The following is a 15183-nucleotide window of genomic DNA, read 5'->3' on the forward strand; positions in this document are numbered from 1 at the left end:
GCTACCTCGCTTTCGGGTCAATAGTATGCAATCAGAGCAAAAACTTCGATAGATCTGGCTTTTGCGACGGTGATTGTGCACAATCGTCGTCATGACAAGTGACGCACGCCACGGTGCCGGCCCTCTCGCCGGGATTCGTGTCCTCGAGCTCGGCAGCTTCATCGCCGGCCCTTTCGCCGGACAGCTTCTCGGTGACTACGGCGCCGAGGTGGTGAAGGTCGAGGCGCCCGTCGGCGGCGACCCGATGCGCACCTGGGGGGTCGTCCACGAGGGCGAGAGCCTGTGGTGGCCGAGCCTGGCGCGGAACAAGGCATCCGTGGCGATCGACCTGCGCACCGACGAGGGTCGCGCACTGGTCCGCCGGATCGCCGCCGAGGTCGACGTCGTGCTGGAGAACTTCCGACCGGGCACGCTGGCGCGCTGGGGCCTCGACTACAAGAGCCTGGCCGAGGTCAACCCCAAGCTGGTCGTCGTCCACGTCTCGGGCTTCGGCCAGACCGGCCCCCGCGCGGCCGACGCCGGCTTCGGCAGCATCGGCGAGGCGATGGGCGGCATCCGCCACACCACCGGCGAGCCGGACCGTGCGCCGTCGCGGGCCGGGATCAGCCTCGGTGACTCGCTGGCCGCGATGTTCGCCGTGATCGGCACCATGGGCGCCCTGGTCGAACGGGCCCGCAGCGGCCGCGGCCAGGAGGTCGACGTCGCCATCTACGAGGCGGTGGCCGCGTTGATGGAGTCGACCATGGCCGACCACGAGGTCGGCGGCCGCACTCGAGGGCGTACCGGCTCGGTCCTTCCTGGGGTCGCGCCGTCCAACGCCTATCCGACCCGCGACGGCAGCGAGGTGCTGATCGCCGCGAACGCCGACACCGTGTTCGGTCGGCTGTGCAAGGCGATGGACAAGGTGGAGCTCGCGACCGACGAGCGCTACGCCAGCCATGCCGCGCGCGGCGCGAACATGGTCGAGCTCGACGATCTGATCGGCGCCTGGACCACCGGACTCGACGCCGAGGCGCTGCTCGCGCTCCTCGAGGAGCACGGTGTTCCCGCCGGCCGGGTCTACACGGCCCCCGACATGCTGGCCGACCCCCATTACCGAGCTCGCGACATGGTCCTCCGGCTGGCGACGGCGGCCGGGGGAGAGGTGCCCGCGGCCGGCGTGGTCCCCAAGTTCTCCCGCACCCCGGGCGGCGTACGTGCCTCCGGACCGCGCATCGGCGAGCACAGCCGACAGCTGCTGGCCGAGCTTGCGGGCGTCGACGACACCGAGTGGTCGCAGCTGGCGGACGCGGGAGTGGTGCGCTGATGAGCTTCGAGGTCCCCGACCACGTACGACCGGTCCGCGACCGGGTCCGCACGTTCATCACCGAGCGGGTCGAGCCGGTGGAGCAGCAGCTCTACGCAGGTGGTCCCGGTGCCGCCGCGCTGATGGCCGGGCTCCAGGCCGAGGCGAAGAGCCAGGGGCTGTGGGCGCTCGGTCACCCCACCTCGATCGGGGGCGGCGGGATGCCGTTCCTCGACTACGTGTTCGTCAACGAGGTGCAGGGCCGCAGCGAGTTCGGCCAGGTCGCTCTCGGCACCCTGACCCTGCAGGACTCGATCATGCTGGACCGGCACGCGGACCCAGCGCTGCGCGAGACCTACCTGCTTCCCCTGGTCAGGGGCGAGATCAACCCCAGCTTCGGGATGACCGAGCCCGAGGTCGCGAGCTCGGACCCGACCCAGCTGCAGACCACCGCGGTGCTCGACGGCGACGAGTGGGTCGTCTCCGGACGCAAGTGGTTCACCACCGGTGCCGCCCAGGCCGCCTACACGACCGTCATGTGCCGCACCGAGCCGGAGGCCGCCCCCCATCAGGCCTTCAGCATGATCATCGTCCCGACCGACACCCCCGGCTACCGCCTGGTGCGGGAGACCCCGGTGCTGGGGATGGACGCGGGGCACTACGAGGTGGCGTACGACGACGTCCGGGTCCCCGCCGGGAACCTCCTCGGGGAGCGGGGCAAGGGGTTCGTGATCGCCCAGGAGCGGCTCGGCCCCGGGCGGATCTTCCACGTGATGCGTTGGCTCGGCCAGGCGCAGCGGGCCTTCGACCTGATGTGCGAGCGCCTCAACGGCCGGGTCGCGTTCGGCGAGCCGCTGGCCCGCAAGCAGCTGATGCAGGAGCACGTCTTCGAGTCCTTCGCCGAGATCCAGGCGACCCGGCTGCTGACCCTGCGCGCCGCCGAGAAGATCGACCGCGGCGAGCAGGCCCGCGAGGAGATCGGCGTCATCAAGGTCGTCGGTGCCCGGATGCTGCACAACGTGGTCGACCGGGCCCTGCAGGTGCACGGCGCGCTCGGCCTGACCGACGACACCCCGATCAGCCGGATGTACCGCAACGCCCGCCTCGGCCGGATCTACGACGGCCCCGACGAGGTCCACATCCACACCGTCTCCCGACGGATCCTCGGTCGCTACGACCGCGGCGAGAGCTGGGAGTTCGGACTCTCATGACCAGCGCAGAGATCGAGATCGTCGAGGTGAGCCCCCGGGACGGCCTGCAGAACGAGGCCGTCACCCTCGACACCCGCCACAAGATCGCCCTCGTCGAGCAGACGGTCGCCGCCGGCGCCCGGCGCGTCGAGGTCACCAGCTTCGTACGGCCCGATCGCGTGCCGCAGATGGCCGACGCCGAGGCGGTGCTCGCGGGCATCACCCGGGTTCCCGGCGTCAGCTATGCCGGGCTGGTGCTGAACCGGCGGGGCACGGAGCGCGCGGTCGACGCCGGCGTGGACGAGCTCAACTACGTCGTCCCGGCCACCGACGTCTTCGGCGGCCGCAACCAGGGGGTGACCGTCGCCGAGGCGGTCCGCGCGCTCGAGGGCGTCGCGGCGGTCGCCGACACCGCCCGCTTGCCCCTCACCGTCACCGTCGCGGTCGCGTTCGGCTGCCCCTACCAGGGCGAGGTGAGCACCGACGAGGTCGCCGCGGTGGTCCGCGACGTGCTGCGGGTCGGCCCGCTGGCCGAGGTCGCGCTCGCGGACACGATCGGTGCCGGCGTACCCGCCGAGGTGCACGACCGCTTCGCCGCCGTCCGGGCCCTCACCGACCTCCCCCTGCGCGCCCATTTCCACGACACCCGCAAGACCGGGCTCGCCAACGCGCTCGCCGCCGTCGCCGAGGGCGTACGCACCCTCGACTCCAGCGCGGCCGGCCTCGGCGGCTGCCCGTTCGCCCCCGGCGCCGCCGGGAACGTCGCCACCGAAGACCTGGCCTGGCTGCTCGAGCGGAGCGGCCTCACGACCGGCCTGGACATCGCTGCCATCGCCGCCGCCGGCGCCGAGGTCTGCGGTCATCTCGGGACTCGAGTCCGCTCCGGAGTCGGCTCTGCCGGCCCGTTCCCCGTCCCATCTGACCAACCCTGATCCGAGGAGGCAACGATGCTCATCCACGACCTGCTGAGACGCACGGCCCGTGATCATCCAGATCGCACCGCCCTGCTGCTGACCACCGGTGGCGACTCCCGCACCTATGCGGAGCTGCTCGAGCGGACCCACCGGCTGGCCAACGCGATCGGCGACCTCGCCGAGCCCGGCGACCGGGTCGCGATCCTCTCCGACAACAGCATCCCGTACGTCGAGGCCTACTACGGCGTCCCGGCCGCGGGCGCCGCGCTGACGACGCTCAACACCCGGCTGCACCCGAAGGAGTGGGCGTGGATCCTGGAGAACGCCGAGGCGAGCGTGCTGCTGGTCCAGGAGCAGTACCTGCCGGCGATCCGGGAGCACCTGGCCGGGCTGAAGGCGCTGCGCCACGTGGTCGTGATCGGTGAGCCCGTCGATGACCTGCCGGCGTACGAGGACCTGCTGGCCGCGGCCTCACCGGAGCCGTCGACGCGGGTGGTGTCGGCGGACGACGTCGCCTGGGTGATGTACACCAGCGGCACCACGGGCTTCCCGAAGGGCGCCCAGCTCAGCCACCGCAACCTGGTGACATCGATCCTGCAGTCCGTGCTGGAGTACGAGCCGAGCCGGGAGACCCGGTTCCTCAACGCGATGCCGCTGTGCCACGTCGCGGGCTACCTGACCCCGGTCAACCTCTTCCGCGGCGGCACCGTGCTGATGATGCCCGGCTGGGAGCCCGAGGCCTGGATGCAGGTCGTCCAGGAGCACCGGATCACCAGCGGCGGCTTCGCGCCGACGATGATGGCGATCCTGCTGGCCCACCCGCGCATCGACGACTACGACCTGTCCAGCCTGGAGTGGATGGGCTACGGCGCCTCGAAGATCCCCGCCGAGCTGCTCCGTCGCACCCTCGATCGCTTCGGGCCGATCGTGTACGCCGGCATGGGGATGACCGAGCTGGCCGGCAACATCCTCACCCTGGACCGCGAGGCCCACCGGCGCGCGGCAGCCGGCGAGGAGAACCTCCTCGACGCCGTCGGCCGGCCGATGCAGCTGGTCGACCTGCGCATCGTCGACGCCGCGGGCAACGACTGCCCGGTCGGCGAGATCGGCGAGATCTGGGTCCGTGGGGACCAGGTGACGGTCGGCTACCTCGGCAACCCGGAGGCGACCGCCGCTTCCTTCACGGGCGACTGGTTCCACACCGGTGACCTCGCCCGCCGCGACGAGGAGGGCTTCCTCTCGATCGTCGACCGGGCCAAGGACATGATCATCTCGGGCGGCGAGAACGTCTACTCCGCCGAGGTCGAGAACGTCCTCCACGAGCTCCCCGACGTCGCCGAGGCCGCCGTGATCGGTCTCCCGCACGAGGTCTGGGGCGAGCAGGTCGTCGCCGTCCTCGTACGCCGCCCGGGGGCCGAGGTCACCGACGACGAGGTCATCGCCCGGGTCGGGGACCGGTTGGCCGCGTACAAGCGCCCCAAGCAGGTCGTCTTCCTCGACGAGCTCCCACGCACGGCGACCGGAAAGGTCCGCAAGCACGACCTGCGTACCGCCCTCGGTGCGGAGGTGACGGCGCGATGACGAACCGCCCGACCCCGCGCGAGACCTCCCGATTCACCGCCCGCCGCCGATCGCTCCTCGGCGCCGCCGGCGCTGCGGTCCTCGGCGCTCTCGGCACCACCGCCGTCGCCCGCCCGGCCGACGCCCACCCCGTCTCACGAAAGCGCAGGAAGAAGATGAAGTTCTCCGTCGTCGCGACCGGACTGCAGTTCCCCGAGGGCCCGGTCGCCCTCCCCAACGGCGACGTCCTCGTCGTCGAGGTCATCGCAGGCAACCTCACCCGGATCAGCCCGGACGGGACCAAGACCGTCGTGGCCGAGGTCGGCGGCGGCCCCAACGGCGCCGCGATCGGCCCCGACGGGCGCGTCTACATCGCCAACAACGGTGGCCTGAACGCGTTCCCCGTCGGCGGCTACGTCTTCGCCGGCGGCATCCCCGCCGACTACACCGGCGGCAGCATTCAGGCCGTCGACCTCGAGACGGGTGCGGTCGAGACGATCTACACCGAGTGCGACGGCCAGCAGCTGCGCGGACCCAACGACCTGGTCTTCGACGAGCACGGTGGCCTCTACTTCACCGACTACGGCAAGAGCGACGGCGTCACCGCCGACCGTGGCCGGCTCTACTACGCCCTGCCCGACGGCTCCGCGATCACCCAGATCGCCGGCGGCATGGAGGGACCGAACGGGATCGGCCTCTCGCCCGACGGCAGCCGCCTCTACGTCTCGGAGACCTACACCGCCCGCGTGTGGTGGTGGGACGTGACCGGCCCCGGCCAGATCAAGGGCGGCCAGTCGCTCGGCGGGTCCGGCAACGGCAACTTCCTCTACACCGCCTCCGACTACACCAACTTCGACTCCCTCGGCATCGACGCGGCCGGCAACGTGTGCGTGGCCTCGCTCCTCACCCACGGCATCTCGGTGGTGAGCCCCGAGGGTGACCTGGTCGAGTTCCTCGACATCGACACCGACGGCGACCCCGGCATCACCAACATCTGCTGGGGCGGCCCCGGCCAGCGCACCGCGTACGTCACGGCCTCCAGCACCGGCAAGCTGCTCAAGCTGGACTGGCCGCGCCGAGGCCTCCGGCTGCCGTTCGCTGACCGGGTGAGCGGCAGGTGAGCGTCGAGGCCGTCGTCGACCGCTTCTTCGCCGCCGTCGAGGCGGGCGACACCACGTCGCTCACCGAGATCTACAGCCCCGACGCGGGGGTGTGGCACAACTACGACGACGTGACGCAGACCCGCGAGGAGAGCCTGCGGACGCTCGGCTACCTCCATCACGTCGCCGGCCCGATGCGCTACACCGAAGTCCGCCGCGAGCTGCTGCCGGACGGTGTCGTGCAGCAGCACGTCGTCGAGCTCTCCGGCCGCGCGGCCGGGCTGCGCATGCCCGCCATGCTCCGCATCGTCGTCGACGGCGACCACGTCGTGCGCATCGAGGAGTACGTCGACCCCACGCCGCTCAACGCGCGGCTCACCCAGACCGCAACCGACAAGAACGGGAGCAACTGAACCGATGGAGTCCTTCATCCAGCTCCGCAAGGGGACCACGCCCCGGCGCATGCACGCCGACCTCGAGGGCCTCAAGGACGACGAGCTCGGCCGGGCCGGGTTCGTCGGGCGTACCGCTCATCTCTACCACCGCCACGACCCGACCGACTTCCGCGCGGAGGGCAGGCTCGGCGGCGTCGACCTGATGACGACCGGCCTCGAGCCGACCGATCTCACCGACCCCGCCGGCACCCCGGTGCTGATGTTCAGCAACCAGGACTGCCGGATCTCGCTGAGCCGCCGGGCCGAGGCGCACCCGTTCTACGTACGCAACATCGACTCCGATGAGCTGCACTTCGTGCACGAGGGCACCGGCCGGTTCGTGACCGAGTTCGGTCCGCTGTCCTACCGGCCGGGGGACTACGTCTACCTCCCCAAGGCCACGACCTACCGGATCGAGCCCGACGGCGAGCCGGGATGTCGCCTGGTCATCGAGGCCACCGAGGAGCTCCGGGTTCCCGAGGCCGGTGCGCTCGGCCGGCACTTCCCCTTCGACCCGGCCCTGATCACGGTCCCCGAACCGGAGCCGGTCGAGGACGACGGCCGCGAGGAGTACGAGGTCCGCCTCTACCACTCGGGCGAGACCACCTCGCTGTTCTACCCGCACGACCCGTGCGACGTGGAGGGCTGGCGGGGCGACAACTTCCCCTTCACCTTCAACATCGAGGATCACGACGTGCTCAGCTCGGAGAGCATGCACCTGCCGCCGACGGTCCACCTGTTCCTGCAGGCCACCGGCGTCTACGTGATGCACTTCCTTCCCCGTCGGGCGGAGTCGCGGCCCGGCACGGAGCGGTTCCCCTGGTATCACCGCAACGTCGACTTCGACGAGATCGCCTTCTACCACGGCGGCAACGTCTTCGGTCAGAAGATGCCGCCGGGCCTGATCTCGCACGCGCCGCAGGGCGTCCACCACGGTGCCCCCGAGAAGGCCCGCGAACGCGCCCGGCGCCGGTTCGACGAGTTCGACCGCGTCGAGTGGAAGATCATCGCCGTCGACACCCGGCGCCGGCTCACGCCGAGCCCCGAGGTGCTGGCGGCCGCCATCCAGCCCGACCCGGAGGTAGCCCTGTGACCACCACGAGCAGCACCGACTTCGCGACCCACACCTACGACCGGGTGCCCTACCTGGTCGTCTTCGAGGACACCTCGGCCTACCGCGACACCTACGGCGGCGAGGGCGACATCGTGGCGCTGGAGAGCTACAACCTGCGTCCTCACGGGGTCGAGGCCGACACCGTCATCATGTTCATGCACCCGATCGGCGGCGGTGCGTACCTGCCGATGATGAACGCGCTGGCCAAGGCCGGACACCACGTCATCTACTGCGGCAGCCGATACCGGGGCGTCGACTCCGCGCTGCTCATGGAGAAGGTCGTCCAGGACCTCGGCGCCGCGATCCGCGACGCCAAGGAGCGCCTCGGCTACACCAAGGTCGTCCTGGCCGGGTGGAGCGGCGGCGGCTCGCTGTCGCTCTACTACCAGCAGCAGGCGCAGAAGCCGACGGTCACCTCGAGCCCGTCGGGCGACGGGCCGGACCTCACGCAGCTCGACCTGATCCCCGCGGACGCGCTGATGCTGCTCGCCGCCCACGTCAGCCGCCACGGCACCATGACCGAGTGGCTGGACGCCTCCATCCTCGACGAGACCAACCCCGAGATCCGCGATCCCGAGCTGGATCTCTACAACCCCGACAACCCCAACCAGCCGCCCTACACCGAGGAGTTCCTCGCCCGCTACCGCGAGGCGCAGATCGCCCGCAACCGGCGGATCACCGCGTGGGTCAAGGCCCAGCTGGCGCACCTGCGGGCGACCGGCCGGGAGCGTGAGGAGCGGGCCTTCGTCGTCCACGGCACCATGGCCGACCCGCGCTGGCTCGACCCGGCGGTCGACCCCAACGACCGCAAGCCCGGGGTCTGCTACCTCGGCGACCCCGAGATCGTGAACAACAGCCCCGTCGGTCTCGCCCGGTTCACCACGCTGCGCAGCTGGCTGTCGCAGTGGAGCTACGACGACGCCCACGGCGACGGGGTCGAGTGCGCCGCCGACCTGCAGATCCCCACGCTCGTGATCGGCAACAGTGCCGACGACGCGTGCACGCCCAGCCACACCCAGCGGCTCTACGACGCGGTCGGGCACCCCGACAAGGCACTGCACATGGTGAAGGGCGCCACCCACTACTACGGCGGCAAGGACCAGCGCGGACCGCTGGGCGAGGCGGTCACGACCATCACCGCCTGGCTGGCCGAGCGCGGCTTCGCGACCCGCTGACCGACGTACCCAAGACCTAAGGAGCAACCCCATGACCGAGGCCGTCATCGTCGAGGCCGTACGCACCCCCATCGGCAAGCGGTTCGGCTCGCTGTCGGGCTGGCACCCGGCCGAGCTGGCCGCGGAGACGCTCAAGGCGCTCCAGCAGCGCACCGGCATCGACCCGGTCGTCGTCGACGACGTGATGTTCGGGTGCGTCACCCAGGTCGGGCCGCAGAGCACCAACGTCGCCCGCACCGCGGTGCTCGCGGCGGGCTGGCCCGACAGCGTGCCCGCTACCACGATGGACCGCCAGTGCGGGTCCTCGCAGCAGGCGATCAGCTTCGCCGCGCAGTCGATCATGGCCGGTGTCAACGACGTCGTGGTCGCCGGTGGCATCGAGTGCATGTCGACGGTCCCGATGTTCTCCAACGCACCGGCGGGGGACATCACGGAGGTCTACGGCGACGTGGCTCAGCAGCGCTACGCCGACCGCTCGGCCTTCGGTTACTCCGGGCTGGTGCCTCAGGGGATCTCGGTCGAGATGATCGCCGAGCGGTGGGGCCTGACCCGTGAAGAGCTCGACGCGTACGCCCTGCGCAGCCACCGCCGCGCCGCCGCGGCCCGTGACGAGGGCCGCTTCGAGCGGGAGATCGCGCCGGTCCGGGTGAAGCGTCGCGACAAGGAGACCGGCACGGTCACCGTCGAGGACGGCAGCGTCGCGGTCGACGAGCCGATCCGCGACGCCACCTCGGCCGAGTCCCTGGCCGGCCTCAAGCCGTCGTTCATCCCCGAAGGCCGGGTCACCGCCGGCAACGCGTCGCAGATCGTCGACGGCGCCGCGGCCGTGCTGCTGATGAGCCGGGAGCGGGCCGAGCAGCTGGGCCTGCGGCCGCGCGCCGTGGTCCGGCACATGTCGGTGGTCGGCGACGACCCCGTGCAGATGCTCACCGCGCCGATCCCGGCGACCCAGGCCGTGCTGAAGCGGGCCGGACTCACCGTCGACGACATCGACCTGTTCGAGTGCAACGAGGCCTTCGCCCCGGTCGTCCTGGCCTGGCAGCGGGAGACCGGTGCCGACCCGGAGCGGGTCAACGTCAACGGCGGCGGGATCTCCCTGGGGCACCCGCTCGGTGCCTCCGGGGCGCGGCTGATGGTCACCCTGCTCCACGAGCTCGAGCGTTCGGGCGGCCGTTACGGCCTGCAGACGATGTGCGAGGGCGGCGGCATGGCCAACGCGACCATCATCGAGCGGGTCTCGTGACCGCGACGACCGAGGAGACGAACGAGGAGCTGCGGGCGCCATCGGCGGACCTCACCGACCTGACCGGCCAGGTCGCCGTCGTCACCGGTGCGTCCAGCGGTCTGGGCCGGCGCTTCGCCGAGGTCCTGGCCGCCCGGGGTGCGACGGTCGTCGCAGCCGCCCGCCGGCTGGACCTCCTCGAGAAGCTCGCCGCCGAGCAGGAGCGGGTGGTCCCGTTCCGCTGCGACGTCACCGACGAGGCCGACCGGGCGGCGCTGATCGCCCGCGCCGAGGATCTCGGCGGGGTCGACGTACTGGTCAACAACGCGGGCTGGGCCGAGGCCCTGCCCGCCGCCGAGCAGCCGCTCGACTCCTTCCGGCGCACGCTCGACATCGACCTCACCGCGCTGTTCGCCCTCAGCGTGGAGGCGTACGCCTCGATGCGCCCTCGTGGCGCCGGCTCGATCATCAACATCGCCTCCGTGCTCGGCCTGGTCGGCTCGGCGCCGCTCACCCAGTCGGCGTACGGAGCGGCGAAGGGCGGGGTCGTGACCCTCACCCGCCACCTCGCTTGCGAGTGGGCCCGGGACGGGGTCCGGGTCAACGCGATCGCCCCGGGGTTCTTCCCCAGCGAGCTGACCGAGGACATGTTCGCCGACGCCTCGGCAGGGCGGTGGCTGCGGCGCAACACCCCGATGGGGCGTACCGGGCGCGGCGACGAGCTCGACGGCGTACTCCTGCTGCTGGCGGGTGCCGGCAGCAGCTATCTCACCGGCCAGGTGCTGGCCGTCGACGGCGGGTGGACCGCACGATGAGCCGCCGACTGTTCGACGAGACCCACGATGACTTCCGGCAGAGCTTCCGGGCCTTCGTACGCGCCGAGATCGTGCCGCACCACGACCGCTGGGAGGAGGCGGGCCGGGTCGACAAGGAGATGTTCCGGGCCGCCGGCGACCAGGGTTTCCTGGGCATGGCGGTGCCGGAGGCGTACGGCGGTCTCGGTGCCGACGACTTCCGCTTCCACGTCGTGATCATCGAGGAGCTGCAGCGCGCCAACGTGATCGGCTCCGGCATGTGCATCACGCTGCACAACGACGTGGTGCTGCCCTACCTGCTCGGCGCCGCCGACGAGGAGCAGAAGCGCCGCTGGCTGCCGGGGTTCGTCTCCGGCGAGACCATGGGCGCGATCGCGATGACCGAGCCCGGCGCGGGCTCGGACCTGGCCGGGGTCCGGACCTCGGCGGTCCGTGACGGCGATGACTACGTCGTCAACGGCGCCAAGACGTTCATCACCAACGGCCTCAACAGCGACCTGGTGCTGACCGTCGTACGCACCGATCCCACCGAGCCGCACCGCGGCCTGAGCCTGCTGGCGGTCGAGGACGGCACGCCGGGCTTCGAGCGTGGTCGCCACCTCGACAAGATCGGCCTGCGCAGCCAGGACACCGCCGAGCTGTCGTTCAGCGACGCCCGCGTCCCGGCCGCCAACCTGCTGGGCGAGCCGGGCTCCGGATTCGGCACGCTGATGGCCAACCTCGCCCAGGAGCGGCTCTCGCTGGCGGTCTCGGGCGTCGCGGCGGCACGCGTCGCCCTCGACTGGACCCTGGACTACTGCCGCGAGCGGGAGGCGTTCGGACAGCCGCTGACCGGGTTCCAGAACACCAAGTTCGTGCTCGCCGAGCTCAGCACGGCCGTCGACGTCACCCAGGTGTACGTCGACGACCTGGTCGAGCGCCACCTGCGCGGTGAGATCGACGGCGTCGACGCCGCGAAGGGCAAGTGGTGGGCCACCGAGCTGCAGAAACGGGTCGTCGACCAGTGCCTGCAGCTGCACGGCGGCTACGGGTTCATGCGCGAGTTCCCCATCGCCCGGGCCTACCTCGACACCCGGATCCAGACGATCTACGGCGGCACCACCGAGATCATGAAGGAGATCATCGGACGCACCCTCGGGGTCGCGTCGTGAGGGTGCGCCACGACCTGACCGACGGCGTCCTGACCATCACCCTCGACCGTCCCGACAAGCTCAACGCGATGACCGACCCGATGTGGTCGACCCTGCGTGACCTGCTGGACACGGCTCGCGGGGGAGAGGTCCGGGTCGTGGTGGTCACCGGCGCCGGCGGCGCGTTCTGCGCCGGGTCCGACGTCGGTGGCCTGCTGGGTCATCCCGAGCTCCTCCCCGAGCGGATGCGGATGTCGAACGCCTGCATCCTGGCCCTGCGCGAGCTCGGGGTCCCCACGATCGCCTCGGTCGACGGTGTCGCCGCCGGGGCGGGCGCCAACCTGGCCCTGGCCTGCGACTTCGTCATCGCCTCGGACCGCAGCCGGTTCCTGCAGCTCTTCATCCGGCGCGGGCTGTCGCTCGACAGCGGCGCCAGCTGGCTGCTGCCCCGGCTGGTCGGGCACCGCCGGGCCCTCGAGCTCGCCCTCCTCGGCGACGAGGTGGCCGCCGACGAGGCACAGGCCTGGGGCCTGATCAACCGGGTCGTCCCGGCTGCGGAGCTCGGCGAGGCGACGACCGCGTTGGCCGTACGTCTGGCGAGCGCCTCTCCGGTGGCGCTGGCCGGCACGAAGCGTCTGCTCGAGGACGCCTGGCAGCAGACGCTGGCCGAGGCGCTCGAGGCGGAGATCGCCAACCAGGTCGCGGTCATCGCCTCACCCGAGGCAGACGGCGCGATCCGGGCCTTCACCAAGTAGTACCAACGACCAAGTAGGAGTGAACGTGGAACTGACCAACAGCTCGGCGATCGTGACCGGCGGTGGCTCCGGCCTCGGCGAGGCCGTTGCCCGCAAGCTTGCCGCCGAAGGGCTGGCGGTGACGGTGCTCGATCTCGACGCCGACCGTGGGGAGCGGGTCGCCGCCGAGATCGGCGGCCTCTTCCGCCGCGCCGACGTCGCCGATGCCGATCAGGTGATCGACGCCGTCGAGGCGACACTGACGCAGGGGCCCCTGCGGGTGGCGGTGAACTGTGCCGGGATCCCCAGCCTGTCCCGCACCGTCGGCAAGGACGGGAAGTACGAGTCCGCCCACGATCTCGGCTCCTTCCGCAAGGTCGTCGAGGTCAACCTGATCGGCACGTTCAACGTGGTGCGGCTCGCGGCCACGGCGATGTCGCGCAACGAACCCGACACCGACGGCGCCAAGGGCGTCATCGTCAACACCACCTCGGTGGCCGCCTTCGACGGTCAGATCGGCCAGGTCGCGTACAGCGCCTCCAAGGGCGGCGTCGTCGGGCTGACCCTCCCGCTGGCGCGGGACCTCGCCGCCGTCGGGGTCCGGGTCAACACCATCGCCCCCGGCCTGATCGAGACCCCCATCTACGAGACGGTCCCGGACCCGGCGGCGTTCAAGGCCAAGCTGGCCGAGGGCGTCGTCTTCCCGCGCCGGCTCGGCGCACCAGAGGAGTTCGCATCGCTCGCTTGGGAGCTGATCCACAACCCGTATCTCAACGGCGAGGTCATCAGGCTCGACGGCGCGATCCGGCTGCCTCCGCGCTGATCAGGTGACGTACTGGCCCATCAGCACCTGGATCAGCCGGCGGCCGACGGACATGGCATGGTCGCGGTCGGAGCCGGCGAGTCCGAGGAGCGGGTCCAGGCCGCGTACGTGAGGGCCGAGGGCGATGTGCGGGAGCAGCATGATGATGGCGGCGACGAGGGCGTCGCGGTCGGTGTCCTCACGAAGGGCGCCGATGGCGATGCCGATGTCGACCATGCCGCCGATGACCTCGAGGTAGTCGACGTAGACGGCCTCGCGCACGGCGGCGAGCGCCTTCGGGTTGTGCTCGAGGTTGGCCGAGACCAGCATCTGCCGGTGGCGTGGGTGATCGTAGAAGTAGTCGATCCACGCGTCCATGAGCATCTTGACCGAGCCGAGGTAGTCGGTCATCCACGGGAAGTCGGCGCTCGCCGTCTCCATCGCCACGCGGATGTCGTGGCTGGCGCGGGCGATCAGGTGGACGAAGAGGTCGGACTTGTCGGGGAAGTACTGGAACAGGCTGCCCTTGGAGATCCCGGCCTCGCGGCAGATCGTGTTGAGGCTGGCGGCGTTGTAGCCCCGGACCCCGAACTCCTCTTCCGCTGCACGGCGCACGGCATCGCGTTTGGCCTCCGGGAGACGCTCCCAGGTCGGCGTAGGCAAGGGCGCCACCCGTCCTCTCTCATGGCTGGACGCTCGCATCGTAGCGTGCTTCGTCCGGGTCCCTTGACCACGCCGCGGCGGCGCCCCTAGTCTGTGACCGGTGGTCATATGACCATCGGTCACGTTCGGGCGGAGGCGCGATGTCGAGCACTGGGAATGACATTCTGAGGCGCCGGTCCCAGGCGGTCGCCGAGGCGGTGGCGTCCCGCTTCGCGCCGACGACCTACGCGCAGGTGGACCGGGTCGGTCGCACCGAGGTCCGGTTGACGATGCCGCATCACCTCGTCGAGTTCGAGCTGGACTGGATGGACGACCTGGTCGAGGTCTTCGTCCGACCTCTGGGGTCGGATGGACATGCTCGGCAGCGGCTGGTGGGGATGCTTCCCGCCTATGACCGGGCATTGTTCGAGAGCGAGAACTTGCGCGCGGTCGGGCGCGGGGGCCTGCGAGGCATGGCCGCCCAGATCGACGCCGCCGCCCGCGCGTTCGAGCGGTTCTACGACGACGCACCAGCCTGTCGCGAAGCCGGTTCCTGACCCCGAGGGGTCAGCCGAGGGGGAGCGGGCCGCTCTCCTTGGTGTTGCCGAACGCGAACGTGGTCTCGATCGAGGCGAGGGCGGGCATGGTGCGGAGGTTGTCGCGCAGGAACTGCTCGTACGTCTCGAAGGATGGCGTCACGATCTTCAGCAGGTAGTCGTGGTCGCCGGCCAGGACGTACGCCTCGGTGATGTCGGGGATGGCGCGCAGGTGCTCCTCGACGGCCTCGACCGCCTCGGTGGTGTGGGTGGCCATCTTGATGCGTACGAAGGCGGTGATGTTCATCCCGACGGCGTGCGGGTCGACGACAGCACGGTAGCCGCTGATCACGCCGGCCTCCTCCAGGGCGCGTACGCGGCGCAGGCACGGTGAGGGGGAGAGGCCGACGCGGTCGGCGAGCTCCTGATTGGTCAGGCGGCCGTTCTGCTGGAGCTCCCAGAGGATGTGCTTGTCGGTCTCGTCGAGCGTGCGCATGGTGGCAGATTCTGCCACGGAGTGTTGTGATCGC

The 15183-nt window shown here is 70.9% G+C and carries 16 protein-coding genes; 14 read left to right on the forward strand and 2 right to left on the reverse strand.

The genetic code is table 11. The annotated features are described in order from the left end of the window. Positions 1-91: 91 nt before the first annotated feature. Genes ACFU7D_RS00595 through ACFU7D_RS00655 form a run of 13 tightly spaced genes read left to right on the forward strand, consistent with a single transcriptional unit; the run spans position 92 to position 13496 of the window. A complete protein-coding gene (locus ACFU7D_RS00595) occupies positions 92-1306 on the forward strand; it encodes a CaiB/BaiF CoA transferase family protein (protein WP_378861918.1) in 1215 nt (404 codons plus the stop codon). Further along, the gene (locus tag ACFU7D_RS00600; protein WP_378861921.1) at positions 1306-2496 is read left to right on the forward strand and encodes an acyl-CoA dehydrogenase family protein; all 1191 of its coding nucleotides are present in this window, start codon (positions 1306-1308) and stop codon (positions 2494-2496) included. Before ACFU7D_RS00595 ends, ACFU7D_RS00600 begins: the two co-directional genes overlap by 1 nt. Further along, positions 2493-3407 (forward strand): hydroxymethylglutaryl-CoA lyase, encoded by a 915-nt coding sequence (locus ACFU7D_RS00605; RefSeq protein ID WP_378861924.1) that lies wholly within the window; start codon positions 2493-2495, stop codon positions 3405-3407. The genes ACFU7D_RS00600 and ACFU7D_RS00605 overlap by 4 nt, the downstream gene beginning before the upstream one ends. 15 nt (positions 3408-3422) lie before the next feature. Beyond that, the gene (locus ACFU7D_RS00610; protein ID WP_378861927.1) at positions 3423-4970 is read left to right on the forward strand and encodes a long-chain fatty acid--CoA ligase; all 1548 of its coding nucleotides are present in this window, start codon (positions 3423-3425) and stop codon (positions 4968-4970) included. Then, positions 4967-6070 (forward strand): SMP-30/gluconolactonase/LRE family protein, encoded by a 1104-nt coding sequence (locus ACFU7D_RS00615; RefSeq protein ID WP_378861930.1) that lies wholly within the window; start codon positions 4967-4969, stop codon positions 6068-6070. The genes ACFU7D_RS00610 and ACFU7D_RS00615 overlap by 4 nt, the downstream gene beginning before the upstream one ends. Continuing rightward, positions 6067-6462, forward strand: coding sequence for a nuclear transport factor 2 family protein (locus ACFU7D_RS00620; protein WP_378861933.1), 396 nt, complete (start codon positions 6067-6069; stop codon positions 6460-6462). The genes ACFU7D_RS00615 and ACFU7D_RS00620 overlap by 4 nt, the downstream gene beginning before the upstream one ends. A 4-nt stretch (positions 6463-6466) precedes the next feature. Further along, on the forward strand, positions 6467-7576 hold the full coding sequence (locus tag ACFU7D_RS00625; protein ID WP_378861936.1) for a homogentisate 1,2-dioxygenase: 1110 nt from the start codon (positions 6467-6469) through the stop codon (positions 7574-7576). Beyond that, a complete protein-coding gene (locus ACFU7D_RS00630; RefSeq protein ID WP_378861938.1) occupies positions 7573-8772 on the forward strand; it encodes a hypothetical protein in 1200 nt (399 codons plus the stop codon). The genes ACFU7D_RS00625 and ACFU7D_RS00630 overlap by 4 nt, the downstream gene beginning before the upstream one ends. 31 nt (positions 8773-8803) lie before the next feature. Next, the gene (locus ACFU7D_RS00635) at positions 8804-10015 is read left to right on the forward strand and encodes a thiolase family protein (protein WP_378861941.1); all 1212 of its coding nucleotides are present in this window, start codon (positions 8804-8806) and stop codon (positions 10013-10015) included. Further along, positions 10012-10809, forward strand: coding sequence for an SDR family NAD(P)-dependent oxidoreductase (locus tag ACFU7D_RS00640; protein WP_378725239.1), 798 nt, complete (start codon positions 10012-10014; stop codon positions 10807-10809). The genes ACFU7D_RS00635 and ACFU7D_RS00640 overlap by 4 nt, the downstream gene beginning before the upstream one ends. Beyond that, positions 10806-11960: an acyl-CoA dehydrogenase family protein gene (locus ACFU7D_RS00645; RefSeq protein WP_378861945.1), complete on the forward strand. Its 1155-nt coding sequence runs from the start codon at positions 10806-10808 to the stop codon at positions 11958-11960. The genes ACFU7D_RS00640 and ACFU7D_RS00645 overlap by 4 nt, the downstream gene beginning before the upstream one ends. Continuing rightward, complete coding sequence (locus tag ACFU7D_RS00650; protein WP_378861948.1) at positions 11957-12694, forward strand: enoyl-CoA hydratase/isomerase family protein; 738 nt, start codon at positions 11957-11959, stop codon at positions 12692-12694. Before ACFU7D_RS00645 ends, ACFU7D_RS00650 begins: the two co-directional genes overlap by 4 nt. A gap of 25 nt (positions 12695-12719) precedes the next feature. Then, positions 12720-13496, forward strand: coding sequence for an SDR family NAD(P)-dependent oxidoreductase (locus ACFU7D_RS00655; RefSeq protein ID WP_378725233.1), 777 nt, complete (start codon positions 12720-12722; stop codon positions 13494-13496). Here the strand turns inward: ACFU7D_RS00655 and ACFU7D_RS00660 are convergent, their stop codons facing one another. Beyond that, a complete protein-coding gene (locus ACFU7D_RS00660) occupies positions 13497-14147 on the reverse strand; it encodes a TetR/AcrR family transcriptional regulator (RefSeq protein WP_378861951.1) in 651 nt (216 codons plus the stop codon). It abuts the gene before it with no gap. A gap of 131 nt (positions 14148-14278) precedes the next feature. Here ACFU7D_RS00660 and ACFU7D_RS00665 point away from each other — a divergent pair, with 131 nt between their 5' ends. Continuing rightward, a complete protein-coding gene (locus ACFU7D_RS00665; RefSeq protein ID WP_378725229.1) occupies positions 14279-14674 on the forward strand; it encodes a hypothetical protein in 396 nt (131 codons plus the stop codon). Positions 14675-14684: 10 nt separating this feature from the next. Here the strand turns inward: ACFU7D_RS00665 and ACFU7D_RS00670 are convergent, their stop codons facing one another. Beyond that, positions 14685-15149 (reverse strand): Lrp/AsnC family transcriptional regulator, encoded by a 465-nt coding sequence (locus ACFU7D_RS00670; RefSeq protein ID WP_378861954.1) that lies wholly within the window; start codon positions 15147-15149, stop codon positions 14685-14687. Positions 15150-15183 lie beyond the last annotated feature (34 nt).

Origin of the sequence: Nocardioides sp. NPDC057577, from assembly GCF_042801335.1 — a bacterium.
GTDB lineage: Bacteria > Actinomycetota > Actinomycetes > Propionibacteriales > Nocardioidaceae > Nocardioides.